Annotated in this window: 16 protein-coding genes; 10 read left to right on the forward strand and 6 right to left on the reverse strand. The window is 64.9% G+C overall.

Annotation, left to right across the window (positions count from 1 at the left end):
- Window positions 1-27: 27 nt before the first annotated feature.
- The 6 genes from MA07_RS05935 to MA07_RS05960 all read left to right on the forward strand — a co-directional run bounded on the left by MA07_RS05935 (window position 28) and on the right by MA07_RS05960 (window position 5775).
- Complete coding sequence (locus tag MA07_RS05935) at window positions 28-1194, forward strand: ABC transporter substrate-binding protein (protein ID WP_036347995.1); 1167 nt, start codon at window positions 28-30, stop codon at window positions 1192-1194.
- A 69-nt stretch (window positions 1195-1263) separates the two neighbouring features.
- On the forward strand, window positions 1264-1743 hold the full coding sequence (locus MA07_RS05940) for a PaaI family thioesterase (protein WP_036347996.1): 480 nt from the start codon (window positions 1264-1266) through the stop codon (window positions 1741-1743).
- Between the two features lie 37 nt (window positions 1744-1780).
- Window positions 1781-3424 (forward strand): long-chain-fatty-acid--CoA ligase, encoded by a 1644-nt coding sequence (locus MA07_RS05945; protein ID WP_244445165.1) that lies wholly within the window; start codon window positions 1781-1783, stop codon window positions 3422-3424.
- Between the two features lie 7 nt (window positions 3425-3431).
- On the forward strand, window positions 3432-4262 hold the full coding sequence (locus MA07_RS05950; protein ID WP_036347998.1) for an SDR family NAD(P)-dependent oxidoreductase: 831 nt from the start codon (window positions 3432-3434) through the stop codon (window positions 4260-4262).
- Window positions 4259-4735 carry a MaoC family dehydratase gene (locus MA07_RS05955; protein WP_036348000.1) on the forward strand — a complete coding sequence of 159 codons (477 nt, stop codon included), beginning with the start codon at window positions 4259-4261 and terminating at the stop codon, window positions 4733-4735. The genes MA07_RS05950 and MA07_RS05955 overlap by 4 nt, the downstream gene beginning before the upstream one ends.
- Before the next feature lie 5 nt (window positions 4736-4740).
- A complete protein-coding gene (locus MA07_RS05960) occupies window positions 4741-5775 on the forward strand; it encodes a phosphotransferase (protein ID WP_036348002.1) in 1035 nt (344 codons plus the stop codon).
- 4 nt (window positions 5776-5779) lie between these two features.
- Here MA07_RS05960 and MA07_RS05965 read toward each other — a convergent pair whose 3' ends face one another.
- From MA07_RS05965 to iolC, 5 genes are all read right to left on the reverse strand, one after another.
- Window positions 5780-5977 (reverse strand): hypothetical protein, encoded by a 198-nt coding sequence (locus MA07_RS05965; RefSeq protein WP_036348004.1) that lies wholly within the window; start codon window positions 5975-5977, stop codon window positions 5780-5782.
- A 69-nt stretch (window positions 5978-6046) separates the two neighbouring features.
- Window positions 6047-6850, reverse strand: coding sequence for a 5-deoxy-glucuronate isomerase (gene iolB, locus MA07_RS05970; protein ID WP_036348006.1), 804 nt, complete (start codon window positions 6848-6850; stop codon window positions 6047-6049).
- A gap of 12 nt (window positions 6851-6862) precedes the next feature.
- Complete coding sequence (iolE, locus tag MA07_RS05975; protein WP_036348008.1) at window positions 6863-7747, reverse strand: myo-inosose-2 dehydratase; 885 nt, start codon at window positions 7745-7747, stop codon at window positions 6863-6865.
- Window positions 7748-7767: 20 nt separating this feature from the next.
- Window positions 7768-9615, reverse strand: coding sequence for a 3D-(3,5/4)-trihydroxycyclohexane-1,2-dione acylhydrolase (decyclizing) (gene iolD, locus MA07_RS05980; protein WP_036348010.1), 1848 nt, complete (start codon window positions 9613-9615; stop codon window positions 7768-7770).
- 84 nt (window positions 9616-9699) lie between these two features.
- Entirely contained in the window at window positions 9700-11613 is a 1914-nt protein-coding gene (gene iolC, locus MA07_RS05985; protein WP_036348013.1) for a 5-dehydro-2-deoxygluconokinase, read from the reverse strand.
- Between the two features lie 146 nt (window positions 11614-11759).
- Here iolC and iolG point away from each other — a divergent pair, with 146 nt between their 5' ends.
- Window positions 11760-12749 (forward strand): inositol 2-dehydrogenase, encoded by a 990-nt coding sequence (gene iolG / locus MA07_RS05990; RefSeq protein ID WP_036348015.1) that lies wholly within the window; start codon window positions 11760-11762, stop codon window positions 12747-12749.
- A 262-nt stretch (window positions 12750-13011) separates the two neighbouring features.
- On the opposite strand, the gene MA07_RS05995 is transcribed toward iolG, so the two are convergent.
- Window positions 13012-13872 (reverse strand): MurR/RpiR family transcriptional regulator, encoded by an 861-nt coding sequence (locus tag MA07_RS05995; RefSeq protein ID WP_081928807.1) that lies wholly within the window; start codon window positions 13870-13872, stop codon window positions 13012-13014.
- A 265-nt stretch (window positions 13873-14137) separates the two neighbouring features.
- On the opposite strand from MA07_RS05995, the gene MA07_RS06000 reads away from it, so the two are divergent.
- The 3 genes from MA07_RS06000 (at window position 14138) to MA07_RS06010 (ending at window position 17080) form a co-directional block, all read left to right on the forward strand.
- Window positions 14138-15079, forward strand: coding sequence for a sugar ABC transporter substrate-binding protein (locus MA07_RS06000; RefSeq protein ID WP_036348019.1), 942 nt, complete (start codon window positions 14138-14140; stop codon window positions 15077-15079).
- Between the two features lie 73 nt (window positions 15080-15152).
- Window positions 15153-16295: an ABC transporter permease gene (locus MA07_RS06005; protein WP_244445167.1), complete on the forward strand. Its 1143-nt coding sequence runs from the start codon at window positions 15153-15155 to the stop codon at window positions 16293-16295.
- Window positions 16295-17080, forward strand: coding sequence for an ATP-binding cassette domain-containing protein (locus MA07_RS06010; RefSeq protein WP_036348021.1), 786 nt, complete (start codon window positions 16295-16297; stop codon window positions 17078-17080). Before MA07_RS06005 ends, MA07_RS06010 begins: the two co-directional genes overlap by 1 nt.
- Window positions 17081-17432: the final 352 nt, after the last annotated feature.

The raw sequence follows: 17432 nt of genomic DNA on the forward strand, positions 1-17432 counted from the left end.
AAGAAAGAACAAGAGGAGAGGAAACAAATGGCTCTTTGGAAACACCTGGTTCACACCGCTGGCGCAGTGACGCTTGCGGCCGGCTTCGCGTCCGTCGCATCGGCGCAGGAGACGGTGAATATCGGCTATACCGGCCCGCTCAGCGGCGGCGCCGCGCTCTACGGCAAGAACACCCTGGTCGGCCTCGAGATGGCCGCGAAGGAGATCAACGACGCCGGCGGCTTCGATGTCGGCGGCAAGAAGTACAAGTTCAACATCGTGGCGCTGGACGACAAGTACTCGCCCAGCGAAGCGGCCGTGAACGCCAAGCGCCTGAAGGCCCAGAACAACACCCCGATGGTCTTCACGCCCCATTCCGGCGGCGCCTTCGCGATCCAGGCTTTCAACGAGCAGGACAACTTCATTCTCGGCGCCTATACCAGCGTGCCGAACATGACCGAGCGCGGCAACAAGCTCACCCTGCGCATTCCGCCGTCCTTTGCGGGTTATGTGCAGCCCTTCATCAGCGTGCAGATGAAGACCTTCGGCAAGAAGCTCGCCATGGCTGGCGGCGATCATGACTACGCCAAGGCCTGGGCGCAGCTCTTGGGTCCCGCCTGGACGAAGGCCGGCGGCCAGATCGTGGCCGAGAACCCGATGTCCTACAACAAGGATACGGACTTCTACAGCGGCGTGAGCCGTGTGCTCGCCGCCAGCCCCGACGTGCTGTTCATCGGCGGCGCCTCCGAGCCGACGGCTCTGGTCGCCAAGCAGGCACGCGAACTCGGCTTCAAGGGCGGCTTCGCCGTCATGGACCAGGCCAAGCTCGACGAGATGGCGGCGGTGACCGGCGGCATGGACATGCTCGAGGGTTCGGTCGGCGTTCTGCCGTTGATCTACGACAAGCGTCCGGGCACAGAGGACTTCATCGCGAAGTTCAAGAAGCAATACGACCGCAACCCGGGTACGGAAGCCTCCTATCACTACTCGACCCTGAATGCCGTGGCAGAGGCCATGAAGCTCGCCGGAACCGTCTCCGACCCGAAGGCGATCCATGCCAAGCTCAGTGAAGCCTATGGCAAGCTGCCGCCGGAAAAGAACCCCGCGCGCATCACCAGCGTCGATGATCGCGGCGGCACCAATGCCAACATCGTCGTGGGCGTGGTCAAGAACGGCAAGGTTGAAACCGTCGAGGCGGCAAGCCTCGGCCAGTAAGAACCTTGATGAACAGGGCCGGCCTTCGGGTCGGCCCTGTTTCTTCCGCAAGAGGGGCAGGCGTTCCGCATGGATGAAATCCCATTCGAAAGCCGCGCCGCCGGCATCCGGGAGCGCGTCGCCCTGCAGGGGTTCATGCGTCTCGTCGGGGCGCAGATCGACGAGCTGGCGCCCGGCTCCGCGACGATCTCCGTCGCCCGTCGCGATGACTTGCTTCAGCAGCACGACCTGTTTCACGGCGGCGTCACGGCTTTCCTGATCGACAATGGCACGACCATTGCGGCCGCGACTGTTCTCAAGTCCGGGCAGGGCGTCCTCACGGCCGAATACAAGCTCAACCTGTTTTCGCCCGCCGACGGGGATCGGCTCATCTGCCGCTCCCGGGTGCTCAAACCAGGCAGCCGCATGATCATCGTGGCGGCGGACGTATTCACCGAAAAGGACGGCCGTGAGAAACAGACGGCGGTCGCGCTCGCCACCATCGCCGTTCTGGATCAGGCCTCGATGCCGCCCTTGCGGCAGGCTGGACAAGTCGCGAGCGGCCGATAAATTCCTGACAATAAGCAAAAAGCGGAGGGAAGAAACGATGTTGAAGGGAATGATGATGGATCGGCAGCTGTCGATCCCGGCAATCATCGATCTGGCCGCGGAGGTGCACGCCAACACCGAGATCGTCTCGGTGGCGACCGAAGGCGGCATCCACCGCACCACCTACAAGGACATCCACAAGCGCGTCGCCCGGCTGGCGCATGGTCTGCGTGCGCTTGGCGTCAAACCGGGTGATCGCGTGGCGACCCTTGCCTGGAACGGCTACCGGCATCTCGAGCTCTACTACGCCATCTCCGGCATCGGCGCCGTGTGCCACACGATCAATCCGCGCCTGTTCCCCGAGCAGCTCGTCTACATCATCAATCACGCGCAGGACTCGGTGTTCTTCTTCGACATCACCTTCGCGCCACTCGTCGCCGCCCTCCGGCCGAAGCTGCCCCAGAACATCACCTTCGTGGCGATGACCGGCCGCGAGACCATGCCGGCGCAGGACGGGCTCGACGGCCTTCAGTGCTACGAGGATCTGCTCACCGGACAGCCTGACACCATCACCTGGCCCGATCTCGACGAGAACACCGCGGCGGCGCTGAGCTATACCTCCGGCACCACGGGCGAGCCCAAGGGCGTGCTCTACTCGCATCGCTCGCAGGTGATCCATGCCATGACGTCGGTGATCGGCGCGTCGCGCTACTTCGGCATGGGAAAAAAGATCCTTCCCGTCGTGCCGCTGTTCCACGTCAACGCCTGGGCGCTGCCCTACTCGGCACCCATCTCCGGCACTTCGCTGATCTTCCCCGGCGCGAAGCTCGATGGCGCGAGCCTGTTCAATCTCATGGACGCCGAGAAGGTCGACAATGCCTGGGGCGTGCCCACCGTGTGGCTTGGGCTCCTCCACGAGATGAAGCAGCGGGGGCGCAAGCCCGAGGGGCTGACCGATGTGATCATCGGTGGCTCGGCGGCGCCGCAGCCGATGATCGAGGCCTTCGAGCGCGATTACGGCATCAGCGTCTGCCACGGCTGGGGCATGACCGAGATGAGCCCCATCGGCACCTTCGGCATGCTGAGCCCCGAGATGGAGCAGTTGCCGCTTGACGAGAAGGTCGCGCTCAAAGTCCGCCAGGGCCGCCGTCTTTTCACCGTGGACATGAAGATCGTCGACGAGAACGGCAAGGAATTGCCGAAGGACGGCGAGGTCTTCGGGGAGCTCTGCGTGCGCGGTCCTGCGGTTGCTTCGGGCTATTACAACAACGAAGCGGCGACGGCGCAGGCCCTCGACCCGGAGGGCTGGTTCAAGACCGGTGACGTGGCCAAGATCACGCCGGACGGCTTCCTCCAGATTGTGGACCGCACCAAGGATCTGGTGAAGTCCGGCGGCGAGTGGATCTCCTCCATCGATCTCGAGAACGCGGCCTTGGGCGCGCCCGGTGTCGCCAATTGCGCTGTGCTCGCCATGCCGCATCCGCGCTGGGGCGAACGGCCGCTCCTCGTGGTGGTGCCGAAGCCAGATGCAAACCCTGCCAAGGAGGATATCCTGGCCTATCTCACCACCAAGGTCGCGAACTGGCAGGTGCCGGACGACGTGCTCTTCGTCGAGAGCATTCCGCTGACCGCTACAGGAAAGATCTCCAAGCTGGAGCTGCGCAAGATCCTGAAGGACTATGTCCTTCCCACGGCCGCGTGAGCGGCCCATGACGGAAGCCTACCTGAACTCGTTGTTCTCGGTCGCGGGCAAGACGGCGCTCGTGACCGGGGGCGCTACGGGCATTGGCCGCATGATCGCCGAGGCTCTCGCGCGGGCCGGCGCACGGGTTCTGATCGCTTCGCGCAAGGGCGAGGCCTGCGAGGCTGTGGCGCGGGAGCTCAATGCGCTTGATGCTGGCGGCACGGCGGAAGGTTTCGCCGGCGATGTGGGGACGGAGGCCGGCGTGATGGCGCTGGCTTCCGAGGTGAAGGCGCGCACGGCGCACCTCCACATCCTCGTCAACAATGCGGGCAAGACCTGGGGCGAGCCGCTGGAACAATTCCCGCACAAAGCCTGGGACAATGTGTTCTCCGTCAACGTGGCGGGGCTCTTCACGCTGACCCAGCAACTGCTGCCCCTGCTTGAGGCGGCGGCCAGCGACGACGATCCCGCGCGCGTCGTCAATCTCGGGTCCGTGATGGGCGCTGCACCCATCGGCGACAATGCCTATTCCTACGCGGCGTCCAAGGCCGCCGTGCACCACCTCACGCGGATCCTGGCAAAGGAGTTCGCCGAGCGCCGCATCACGGTGAATGCCTTCGCGCCGGGACCTTTCCAGAGCCGCATGACGGCTTTCGCCACAGGCGATGAGCAAAAGCGCGCACTGGTTGCGGCCAGCGTGCCCTTCGGCCGCATCGGACGACCGGAGGACATCGCAGGTGCGCTCTTGTTCCTCTGCGGCCGCGGGGGCGCCTATACGACGGGAGCCATTATCCCGCTCGACGGCGGCATCGGCGTGGAGACCGGGCACAAGATCTTCGGCGAGGCGGCGTTATGAACGTACATGCACCGATCTCCGTCTCTATCGACGACCTGAAGAGCCGGGTCGGCCAGGAGGTCGGCGTTTCGTCCTGGAAGGTGATCGATCAGGACAGGATCGACCGCTTCGCAGCTGTCACGGAAGACCTCCAGTTCATCCATGTCGACCCTGAACGCGCCCTCGCGGAGACGCCCTTCGGCGGCACCATCGCGCATGGCTTTCTCACCTTGTCGCTTCTGTCCACCATGGGGCAGGAGGCGCTGCCGGCGATCAGAGGCCGGACAATGGGCATCAACTACGGCCTGGAGCGTGTCCGTTTTCTCTCGCCTGTGCCGGTGGGCGCACGGGTGAGGGGACGGTTCACCCTGTCCGACGTCTCCATGCGCTCCGCCACGCAGGCCATGCTGCGCTATCAGGTGACCGTCGAGATCGAGGGTGCGGAAAAGCCGGCGCTTGCGGCCGAGTGGATGACCCTCGCGGTACTCGGGTAATCGCAATGGCGACACAAGCCGCAGCCCATCTCAACACGGATCGCCTCGGCCCGTATCTCGCCGCGCGAGTTCCGGGCTTTGGCCGCCTCATAGGCGCGGAAAAATTTGCCGGAGGCCAATCGAATCCGACCTTCCTGATCACCTCCACGGAAGGCCGCTTCGTGCTGCGGCGCAAGCCGCCCGGAACGCTGCTGAAATCGGCCCATGCGGTCGACCGCGAATACAGGATCATGGCAGCCCTGGCGCAGACGGATGTGCCCGTGCCGCGCGTCCTGCACCTGTGTGAGGATGAGACGATCATCGGCTCCATGTTCTACGTCATGGATTACCTGGAGGGGCGCATCTTCTGGGACGGGCGGCTGCCCGATCTGAGCCTTGAAGAGCGCAGCGGGATCTACGATTCCATGAACGCGGCGCTTGCCGCTTTGCACAAGGTCGATCCCGCGGCCGTCGGCCTTGCCGACTATGGCAAGCCGGGCAGCTATTTCGAGCGCCAGATCGCCCGCTGGTCAGGTCAATATCGCGCGTCGGAAACCCATCCGATCCCAGAGATGGACGAACTCATCACATGGCTGGAACGTCACACGCCAGCAGATGACGGCCGCGTGAGTCTCGTTCATGGCGACTATCGGCTCGACAACATGATCTTCGAGCCCTCTGGGACGCGCATCCTGGCGGTGCTCGATTGGGAGCTGTCCACCCTGGGCCACCCCTTGGCCGATCTCGCCTATCAGTGCATGCAGTGGCGGCTGCCCTCGGAGGGTGCATTCCGAGGTCTGGGCGGCATCGACAGGAAGGCTCATGGCATTCCGACGGAAGCCGAGTATGTGGAGCTCTACTGCCGTCGAACGGGAACAGAGGTGATCGACCACTGGCCCTTCTATCTCGCCTTCAGCTTCTTCCGCCTCGCGGCAATCCTGCAGGGCGTCTACAAGCGCTCTCTCGACGGCAATGCGTCGAATCCGGAGCGTGCCCGCCTCATGGGCGAGGCCGTGCCGATGATGGCCGGAATGGCCCTGGAGGTTGTCGGCGCCCGCTGATACTTCAGCGGTCCCACTTGATGTTGAGCGCGCTGGTGACGAGCCGGTCGACGAGAACCGGCGCGTCGGCGGCCATGCGCTCGATACCTGCGACAGCCCGGCGCGTCATCTGCCCGTTCAGGAACGCGTAGTCCATCACGATCGCGCTGACGAGCGCGATCACGGTCTTGAAGCCGCGCGAAGCGAGATCGGACCAGGTCATGGGGCCTCTCAGAAAAACGGTGCTGGCCTCATGCCCGAAAGGTTCAGGCAGATCAAGGGACAGAAGAGCTCAGGCCTGCTTCAGCATCCACTCGTGGTCCGGGTCGTTATGGAACTTCCAGACCCGCTTCGGGCCGGCCATCACGTTCAGATAATAGAGCTCGTAGCCATGCGGCGCTCCGACCGGGTGATAGCCCTTCGGCACCAGCACCACATCGCCGTTGGCTGCCGCCAGGGTCTCATCGAGGGAGCGGTCGTCCGTATAGACCCGCTGCAGGGCAAAGCCCGATGGCGGGTTGAGACGGTGATAGTAGGTCTCCTCGAGCAGCGACTCGTGCGGCAGCATGTCCCGGTCGTGCTTGTGGGGCGGGTAGCTCGACCAGTGACCGGAGGGCGTGATGACCTCGACCACCAGCAGGCTCTCCGCAGGTTCCGTCTCCGGCAGGATGTTGCGCACATGGCGTGTGTTGGTGCCTTTACCACGCGTTTCCTGGCCCACTTGGTCGGGGCCGATCACGCGGGCCGGCAGCTTGCCCTCGGCGGGCGCGGTGCAGATTGCGATTTCGCAGTCCGTCTCGGCCTTCAGCGACCAATCGGAACGGGCTGGCGCATAGAGGGACCATGGATCCGGCTCGAACGGCGAGTTGCGCCCGCCGATCGTGCCGAAATCCTGTCCGGCTGCGCCAACATGCGCGCGTCCCGACAGCATGACGATGCAAGCTTCCCGATCCCCCGTCGCCTGTTTCAGGCTCTGACCGCTTTTGATCTGGTAGACCTCGAACCCCACATAGGTCCAGCCGGCCGATGCCGGCGTGATCGCGTGGATGCGCCCGTTGGCATCGGGCTGCGACGGCTTGACGAGAAGCTTGGACATCGTGAGCACTCCTTACCGCAGGCCGGCTTCCTGGAGGTAGCGGGTGAGATTGGCATAGCCCATCTTGGCATAGGTCAGCGGATGCGCCTTCTTCGGGTCCTGCTCCGCCTCGATCACCACCCAGCCGCTATAGCCCGGCAGTTCCTTGAGCACCGAGACGAAATCCACCATGCCGTCGCCCGGAACGGTGTAGACGCCCTCAATGACGGAATCGAGGAAGCTCCAGCCTTCCGCGCGCGAGCGCTCCATCACGCTTTTGCGCACATCCTTCGTGTGCACGTGACTGATGCGGCTGCGGTAGCGGCGGGCGAGCGCCGCCGGATCCGCGCCGCCCCAGGTGGCGTGACCCGTATCGAGCAGAAGATGAACAGCCTCACCGGTGGCATTCATGAAGGCGTCGATGTCGGCCTCCGACTCCACGATGGTGCCCATGTGGTGATGATACACCACGCGGACACCTTCCTGCAGCGTGCGCTCGGCAACTTCAGTGATGCGGCGGCCGAATTCGGCCCAGTCGCGATCCTTCATCACCGGTCGCTGCGACAGCGGCTTGGAGCGGTCGCCGTGGATCGCGTTCGAGGTCTCGGCGAAGACGAGCACGTTCGAGCCCATGGCTTTCAGGAGATCGAGATGCGGGCGCAGTGCCGTCATCTCCGCATCGGCATCGCGGGTGAGAAGCTCGGCGGAATACCAGCCCGACACACAAGCCATGTTGAAGGGTGCAAGCGCCTTCTTCAGGGCATCCGGCTCGCGCGGAAACTTATTGCCGAGCTCCATGCCCTCGAAGCCCGCTTCCTTGGCCTCGGCGAGGCAGACCTCCAGCGGCGTCTCGCCGCCGAGTTCCAGCATGTCGTCGTTGGACCAGCCGATAGGGTTTGCCCCGATGCGGATCGTCATGTTCTTATCCTTCTGTTGTGTCAGTCGCCCACGCGCTGTGCGGTGAGGGCTGTTTCATAATCCTGGCGCGCGGTCTTCACCTGCTCGCGTACGGAAACCTCCGGCACCGCCACATCCCACCAATGGCCACCTTCGTCGGTGGAGGCGAGGGGATCGGTGTCGATGACGATGACGGTGCTGCGCTCCGCATTGCGCGCCTTCTTCAGCGCGTCCTCCAGCTCGCCGATGCCCTTCACCTTTACGGCTTGCGCGCCGAGGCTTGCGGCGTGGGCGGCAAAGTCGATGTCGGGCAGGGTCACGTGGTTGGTGTGCTGCAGCAGGTTGTTGAAGCTCTCGCCGCCGGTGGCGCGCTGCAGGCGGTTGATGCAGCCATAGCCGCGGTTGTCGAGAAGAACGACAGTGAGCTTGTGGCCCAGCATCACGGAGGTGGCGAGTTCCGAATTCATCATGAGATAGGAGCCATCGCCTACCATCACGATGACCTCGCGGGAGGGATCGGCCATCTTCACCCCGAGCCCGCCTGCAATCTCGTAGCCCATGCAGGAATAGCCGTATTCCAGATGGTAGCCGAGCGGTTGCAGAGCCTTCCAGTGCTTGTGCAACTCGCCCGGCAGGCCGCCCGCCGCGCACACCACCACGTCGGTCGGCTGGGAGTTGCGCTGCACGGCGCCGATCACCTGGGCGTCGGACGGCAGTTCCGCATTGGTCGGATCCGTGAAGCGGGCGGCGGTGTCGAACCAGCGGGTCTTCTCCTCCCGCGCTTTCCCGGTCCACCCTTCCGGCGCCTTCCAGCTGCCGAGCGCCCGGCTCAGTTCTTCCAGACCCACACGTGCGTCCGATATGAGCGGCAGCGCGTTGTGCTTCGTTGCATCGAAAGCCTGAATGTTGAGGCCGACGATGCGCCGGTTCGGGTTCTTGAACAGGGCCCAGGAGCCGGTGGTGAAATCCTGCAGGCGGGTGCCCACCGCAATCACCACGTCGGCATCCTCTGCGAGCGCATTGGCAGCGCCGGTGCCGGTGACGCCCACCGCGCCGAGATTGGCCTGATGGTCATGGGGCAAGCTCGACTTGCCCGCCTGCGTTTCGCCGACGGAGAGCCCGTGCTTGTCGGCGAAAGCAGCCAGCGCCTGTTCCGCGCCGGAATAGAGCACGCCGCCGCCTGCCACGATGAAAGGCTTCTTGGCGCTGCGGATGAGATCGGCGGTCTGTGCAAGCTCCGTCTCGTCGGGGCGGATGCGGCGCGGCGTCCAAAGTTTCTCCGCAAAGAAGCTCTCTGGATAATCGTAGGCCTCGGCCTGGGTGTCCTGGCAAAGCGCAAGCGTCACCGGGCCGCAGTCGGCCGGGTCCGTGAGCACCGCCATGGCACGCTGGAGCGCGGGAATGATCTGCTCGGGACGCGAAATGCGGTCGAAATAGCGCGAGACGGGTTTGAAGCAGTCGTTGGCCGACACCGTGCCGTCGGAGAAGTTCTCGATCTGCTGCAGCACCGGATCGGGCCTGCGGTTGGCGAAGACATCGCCGGGGAGAAGGAGCACCGGCAGGCGGTTCACGTGGGCGACGGCTGCGGCGGTCACCATGTTCGTAGCGCCGGGTCCGATGGAGGTGGTGCAGGCCATCATGCGGCGGCGCCGCGAAGCCTTCGCGAAGGCGATGGCCGCATGGGCCATACCCTGCTCATTGTGCGCGCGGAACGTGGGAAGCGTGTCACGCACCCCGTGCAGCGCCTCGCCCATGCCGGCCACATTGCCGTGGCCGAAGATCGCCCAGACGCCGCCGAAGAGCGGCACCACCTGTCCGTCGATCTCCGTCTTCTGCGCCGTCAGGAACCGGGCGATGGCCTGCGCCATGGTCAGGCGGATCGTGCTCATGGGTCTTCCTCTCGAATGGCGCCGACCTTGGACGAGGGGCGCAGCGTTCTCAAGCTGATCTTCAGGATAACGGTCCCGTTGAACTCATGCAGCCTTTGCGCGGCCGGACGCCCGCTGCCACGCGTCGACGAGACGCTGGAAGCGGGAGGCCATGTCGCTGACGGCGGCCTCGTCCGTGATCTCGCCCTTCAGCCAGCGCCGCGCGGCGTCGTTGAAGATCGTGCGGCCTACCGCGAAGCCCTTCACCTGCGGCTCCCGGGCGGCGGCCGCGAAGGCTGCTTCCAGCTCGTTCTCCGGCGCTTCGAGGCCGAGCAGCACGATGCCGCGGCAGAGGGGATCGTTCCTGGTGATCACCGCGCCGATGGCGTGCCACGCCGCCTCGTCCCGCTGCGGCTCAAGCTTCCACCAATCGGGCTTGATGCCGAGATCGTAGAGACGCTGCAGGATGCGCGCGACCGTGTCGGTCTTCAGCGCCCCGTGCTTGCCGGCGATGATCTCCACCAGCAATTCGCGGCCGATGCGGCGCGCGGCATCGTGGAGGCGCAGCAGGTCGCGTTCCTGGCGCTCCTTCAACTCCGGCGGATCGTCGGGATGGTAGAAGCACAGGCACTTGATGGTGTGCCCGACCGGCCATTCCACGAGCTTCGCACCGAGCGAGCCGCCGCCTTCGAACTCGAGCGGGCGCGAGCCCGGCAGCTCCACCGGGCGGCCGATCCAGAAGGGATGATCGGCGGCCCGGAACAGGGCCTCGCGGCCATAGGTGCCGTCGATCAGCATGCCGAAGCCAGGGCGGCCGTCTGCTACCCGCGCCGCTGCCTCGACGGCAAGAACCTTGAAGTCGGGAATGCGCTCCACCGGCGCGCCGATTTCCTGCGCCATCGCTTCCAGCTGCATGCGGTGGTCGATGGCGAGCGCCATGAGGGTGTCGGATTGCGGCCGGCGTGTTGTCGCCCAGTGAATGTGGTTGATGTCCTCGTCGAAGCGCAGGGCCTTGTGGCGGCTGCCGGTCTTCAGGAAGTGCTGCAACTCGGGGAAGGTCGGGATCTCGGGCGAGCAGAGCAGGCGGGAGACCGCGAAGGCGCCACTCGCATTGGCGTAGGCGCAACAGGTCTCAAGCGGCTCGGCTTTCAGCCATCCGCGCAGGAATCCGGACAGGAAGGCGTCGCCGGCGCCGAGCACATTGTAGACCTCGACCGGGAAGCCGAGTCCCTTCACGCCATCATCGAGCAAATCCGGAATGGCATCGGGAAACACCACGCAGCCCATGGGCCCACGCTTGCACACGATGGTGGCCTTCGAGATCGCCCGGATGGCCCGAATGGCTTCCAGCGTGTTCTCCGAACCGCCGGCAATGTGCAGTTCTTCCTCCGTGCCAACGATCAGATCGCAATCGGCCAGGATCGGCTTCAAGTGCTCCGTCACCGTATCCGAGCGCACATAACGCGACTCACCTGCGCCATGGCCGAGAAGTCCCCAGAGGTTGGGGCGGTAATCCACGTCGAACACCACCTTGCGGCCGTTCGCCTTTGCGATGCGGATCGCCTTCTTCTGCGCAGCAGCGGTTGTTTCCCGCGAAAAATGCGTGCCGGTGACGACGACGGCTGCCGCCGAGGCAATGAAACTCTCGTTGATGTCCTCTTCCGTCAGCGCCATGTCGGCGCAGTTGTCGCGGTAGAAGATCAGCGGGAACGAATCCTCGTCGCGCACGCCGAGGATCACGAGAGCCGTGAGACGCTGCTTATCGGTGACGATGCCTTGCGTCGCGACACCTTCGCGCTCCATCTGCTCGCGGATGAAGTGTCCCATGGCCTCGTCGCCGACCCGGGTGACGAGGCCTGACCTCAGCCCGAGTCGCGCCGTCCCGATGGCGATGTTTGCAGGACACCCGCCGACAGCCTTGGAGAAGGAGGCCATGTCCTCGAGACGCCCGCCCACCTGCTGGCCGTAGAGATCGACCGAGGAGCGGCCGATGGTGATGACATCGAGGGCTGGCTTCATGCTATTCCTCCCGCTCCCGGCTTCGGTCAATTGTGTCTGAGCCGGGTGCGGCCCTTGCACTTATAGAACGTTTATTCTATTAGCAGCTTACGCTGGAATATCAATTCCAAATGTTGCCGTAGCCGGCAAAGGATCAGAGGGGAAACATGATCAGGATCGCCGTTCTGGGCGCCGGCCGCATCGGCCGCATTCACGGGCGCAATGCCGCCAGCCATCCCGATGCCCGCCTCGTGGCGGTCGCCGATCCGCACGCCCCCTCGGCGCAGGAGCTGGCAACGGCGACGGGCGCTGAGGTTGCCTCGCTGGAGGAGATCGTCGAGCGCTCCGACGTGGACGCCATCCTCGTCTGCACGCCGACCACCACTCATGCGGATCTGATCGAGCGCGGCGCGCGCGCCGGCAAGGCGGTGTTCTGCGAAAAGCCTGTCGATCTCTCGAGCGCCCGCATCGAGGCCTGCCTCGCCACGGTCGAGAAGGCCGGCACGCCGCTGATGATCGGCTTCAACCGCCGCTTCGATCCGAATTTCGCGTCTCTTCGTCGCCGCCTTGCCGATGGCGAGGTGGGCGAGGTGGAGCTCGTGACCATTCTCTCCCGCGACCCCGGCCCGCCGCCGGTGAGCTACATCGCCACCTCGGGCGGCCTGTTCCGGGACATGATGATCCACGATCTCGATATGGCGCGCTTCCTGCTGCTCGGCGACGAGCCGGTGGAGGTGCATGCGGTCGGCTCGTCCCTGGTGGATCCGGCCATCGGCCAGGCCGGTGACGTGGACACCGCTGCCGTGATGCTCAAGACCGCCAAGGGCCGGATCGTGCAGATCTCCAATTCCCGCCGGGCGACCTATGGCTACGACCAGCGCATCGAGGTCCACGGCTCGAAGGGCATGATCCGCGCGGGCAACATCCACCGCACCACGGTGGAGGTGGCCAATGCGTCGGGCGTCACCGCCGATCCGGTGCAGGACTTCTTCCTGGAGCGCTACGCGGATGCCTATCGCGACGAGCTCACCACGTTCCTGAACGCGATCCGCGACGGCAAGCCGTGCAATCCCACCGGCCAGGACGGTCTCATGGCCCAGCGGCTCGCCGATGCGGCGACGGAGTCGGCGCAGAGCGGGAAGCCGGTGCGGCTCTGACACAGGCCTCATCCCGGACGAAGCGCAGCGAAGATCCGGGATTGGGCCTAGGGTAAAGCGCAGGAAGCACTACGCTGTCATCCCCGCGAAGGCGGGGATCCATAACCGCTGATGGTGCAGAAAGAGACGCAACGCTGGTTGGTCGTCCTTAAACGTCGTGTTTATGGATTCCGGGCTCTCGCTGACGCTCGCCCCGAAATGACAGCGTCTCTCTGGTCTTGCGATCCCGGATCGGCTTCGCCGTCCGGGATGACGCCTGGCCTTATCCCTCCGCCCGCTTCTCCGCCGTTCCCACGGCCAGCGCCATCGCCAGGGCAAAGGAGGCCGAGAGCGACCGGAAGGCGCCGAAATCGGCCTCTGCCATCTCCAGCCACACATCGGCGCTCGTCACCAGGGGGCTGAAGGCCGAATCTGTGATCGCCACCACCGGGATGTTGCGCTGCGCGGCGGCCGCTGCGAGGTCCGCCGTAACGGGCGCATAAGGCGTGAAGCTGATGGCGAGCACCGCGTCCCGCCCGGTGGCGGTAGCCAGTTGCTCGGGGCCGAGCTGGCCCACATGGTCGATGAGAATGGCCCGTACGCCCAGCTTGCCGAAGGCATAGGCGCAATAGGCAATGACAGGAAAGACCCGGCGCGCGCCCAGCAGGTAGATCGTATCGGCCTTGGCCAGCGTCTCGATAGCGCGGGACAGCTCTTCCGGGCGCACGGAGCCGCGCATGCGCTCCAGCGAGACGGCGGCTGCATGGGCGAAGCCCTCGAGCAGGGAGGCCGCGTGAACGTGATGCCCCTCGGCGTCCCGCAGGCCCTTCAAACGCTCGCGATAATCCGGGAAGCGCTCCCGCAGGCGATCGCGAAAGATCTGCTGCAGGTGGGAGAAGCCGTCATAGCCGAGGCTCTTGGCAAAGCGCACCAGTGTGGAAGGCTGCACGCCCGCATGCTCGGCGATGCCCGCCACCGTTCCGAACGCCATGTCCTCGGGGTGCTCCAGGGCAAAGGCTGCGAGCTGCTTCAGCCGTTTGGGCATGGCATCGTGGCGGCTGAGCAGAAGGGTCCGAAGCCCCTCGAAATCATCCGGAGCCTCAGTGGTGACCTCTGCCTCGTCCATGCTCTTGCCCGTTCTCATGCCCCGACCTGCGGCTCCAGATCGGGCCTTGACACCAATCCTACAAAAATGGAATAAAAATTCCAATATATAAACAAAAAGGTTCTGGCGTTCCGCATGAAGTGGACGACCGAATTGGTAGAGGGAACGCCAGAAACGGACGATTCGCTCTCGAATCTCTGGTGTTTCACTGACAGTTCATACCAGCGGCCGTGGAAGCCGCAGCGTTCATCTGAGCCGGAACTCTGGCAGATGGCCGCATGAGATACCAGTTGGGAGGAAGCACATGAAATCACTCGTTACAGGTCTTGCCGCAGCCGCCGCTCTGACCCTCGCCGCGGTCACGCCGGTTGCCGCGCAGCAGAATTCCCGCATCATCGTCGTCAGCCACGGACAGGCCAACGACCCGTTCTGGTCCGTGGTCAAGAACGGCGTGGCGGCGGGCGGCCAGGACATGAAGGTCCAGGTCGATTACCGGGCGCCCGAGACCTTCGACATGGTCGCCATGAGCCAGCTCATCGATGCCGCCGTGAACCAGAAGCCCGCCGGCCTCATCGTGTCGATCCCCGACGCCTCGGCGCTCGGCCCGTCGATCCAGAAGGCCGTGGCCGCGGGCATTCCGGTGATCTCCATGAACTCCGGCTCCGACGTGTCGAAGAAGCTCGGCGCGCTGCTCCATGTGGGCCAGGACGAGGTCGAGGCCGGGCGCATCGCCGGCGCGAAGCTCAAGGAGATGGGCGGCAAGGTCGGCCTTTGCGTGAACCAGGAGGTCGGCAACGTTTCGCTCGACTTGCGCTGCAAGGGCTTCACGGAAGGTTTTGGGGGCAAGGTGACGGTGCTGCCGGTCTCCAACGATCCGGCGGATATCCGCGCCAAGGTGAAGGCGGCGATTGCGTCGGACGCATCCGTCGACACGATCCTGGCGCTCGGCGCAGGCACGGCCGGCGAGCCGTCGGTTGCGGCCGTCAAGGAAGCCGGCAAGACCGGCGCCATTCGCGTTGCCACCTTCGACATGTCGGCGGGCTTCCTCAAGTCTGTGGCTGCCGGCGAGGCGGTGTTCGCCATCGACCAGCAGCAATACCTGCAGGGCTATCTGCCGGTGGTGTTCCTGGCGAACTACGCCAAGTACGGCCTGATGCCGGGCGGCGACGTGGCCTCGGGACCGAACCTGATCACCAAGGACAAGGCCGCCCAGGTGGTCGAGCTGTCCGCCAAGGGCATCCGCTGATCGACACACGAAGCCCGCGGCCCCCACGGCCGCGGGCTTTTCCATTCTCATGCATTCACTCGGGAAGGCCCCCATGGTGAACACCCCTCAGCCGACCGCAGATCTGTCTCCGGCTCCCACCGTCAAGAAGATCCAGGACGAGCGGCTGCGGGAGGTCTCCTTCGTGACCAGGATCATGCGGCGCCCCGAACTCGGGGCGCTGGCCGGTCTCATCCTGGTGGCGATCTTCTTCGCCTCCACGGCCGATCCGTCGATGTTCACGCTGGCCGGCATCATGAACATCCTGTCGCCGGCAGCGCAGCTCGGCATTCTCGCCATCGCGGCGGCCCTGCTGATGATCGGCGGCGAGTTCGATCTTTCCATCGGCTCCATGGTGGCGTTCACCGGCCTAATCTTCGGCGCCTTCATCACCTTGAGCGACTGGCCGCTGCTGCTGGCCATTGCCGCCACCCTTGTGATCGCAGCCGTGCTCGGTGGGCTGAACGGCCAGCTCGTCATCCGCACGCGGCTGCCCTCCTTCATCGTGACGCTGGCCTTCCTGTTCATCCTGCGCGGGCTCTCTCTGGTGGGCCTGAAATGGGCCACTGGCGGCTCGACCCAGATGCGCGGCATCGGCGATCAGGCGGGTGAGGGAATCGTGCGCGAGCTGTTCTCGGGCAATGCGCTCGAAGGCGTCTTCGCCTGGCTCGCCGCCAACGATCTCATCGGCAAATTTCCCAATGGCACGCCCACGGTCACGGGTGTCCCGGTCTCGATCGTGTGGTTCGTGGGCTTTGCCCTTCTGGCAACCTGGATTCTCCTGCGCACCCGCGTCGGCAACTGGATTTTTGCGGCGGGCGGCGATCCCAATGCGGCGCGCAATTCCGGCGTGCCGGTGGACCGGGTCAAGACTGGCCTGTTCATGTTCACGGCCGCCGCGGCCGCGCTGGTCGCCATTCTGACCGTGCTCGATGCCGGCTCGACGGATGCACGGCGCGGCTTCCAGAAGGAGTTCGAGGCCATCATCGCAGCGGTGATCGGCGGCTGCCTGCTCACCGGCGGCTACGGCTCGGCCATCGGGGCGTTCTTCGGCGCCATCATCTTCGGCATGGTGTCGATTGGGCTGACCTACACGCGGTTCGACTCCGACTGGTTCCAGGTGTTCCTCGGCGCCATGCTGCTGCTCGCAGTGCTGTTCAACAACTTCATCCGCCGGAAAGTCACGGGAGAGCGCTGATGGACGACAAGCTTCCGCTCATCGAGATCCGCAACCTCGTCAAGCATTTCGGCTCGGTGATCGCGCTGTCCGGCGTATCGCTCAACGTGCATCGCGGCGAGGTCATGTGCCTGCTCGGCGACAACGGCGCGGGAAAATCCACGCTGATCAAGACGCTCGCCGGCGTTCACCGGCCCACCTCGGGCGACTTCCTGGTGGAGGGCAAGCCCGTGAGCTTTAACAGCCCGCGCGATGCGCTCGATGCAGGCATCGCCACGGTCTATCAGGATCTGGCCATGATCCCGCTCATGTCGGTGACGCGCAATTTCTTCATGGGCCGCGAGCCGGTGAAGGGCGTCTGGCCATTCCGCCGCGTGGACTTCGATCATTGCGACGAGGTCACCCGCGAGGAGATGCACAAGATCGGCATCGACGTGCGCGACCCGCATCAGGCGGTCGGCACCCTGTCGGGCGGCGAGCGCCAATGCGTGGCGATTGCCCGCGCGGTCTATTTCGGCGCCAAGGTGCTGATCCTCGACGAGCCCACCTCGGCGCTCGGCGTCGCGCAGACCTCCATGGTGCTGAAATACATCCATCAGGTGCGCAGCAAGGGACTGGGCGTCATCTTCATCACCCACAACGTGCGCCACGCCTACGCGGTGGGCGACCGCTTCACGGTGCTCAACCGCGGCAAGACGCTGGGCACCTACGCGAAGTCCGAGATCGCCATCGACGAGCTGCAGAACCTGATGGCCGGCGGCAAGGAATTGCAGGCGGTTTCGGCGGAACTCGGCGGGATGGTGTGAGCGCGCTTGCTGTTTGATCCCCTCCCCCTTACGGGGAGGGGCAGCCGCGTAGCGGCCGGGTGGGGGTCGCTAGGTCGGAACGCCGCGCGTCATCAGAGATCATGAAGGTTGCTACAATCCACCACGTCATCACCGGCCTTGTGCCGGTGATCCCGATGATGGTGAGCGCCATGCTTTACAGATCGGGATGGCCGGGACAGGCCCGGCCATGACGTGGAGGGTTTCATGACGAGCGGGTATGGCCGGGACAGGACCGTCTCACCCGGTCGCACCACCCCCACCCCTGCCCCTCCCCGCAAGGGGGAGGGGAAAGGTCGATTCGCAGGATGAGAGCAGACGAATATCATTCACT

Source organism: Microvirga sp. BSC39 (genome assembly GCF_000739015.1).
Classification (GTDB): Bacteria; Pseudomonadota; Alphaproteobacteria; order Rhizobiales; family Beijerinckiaceae; genus Microvirga.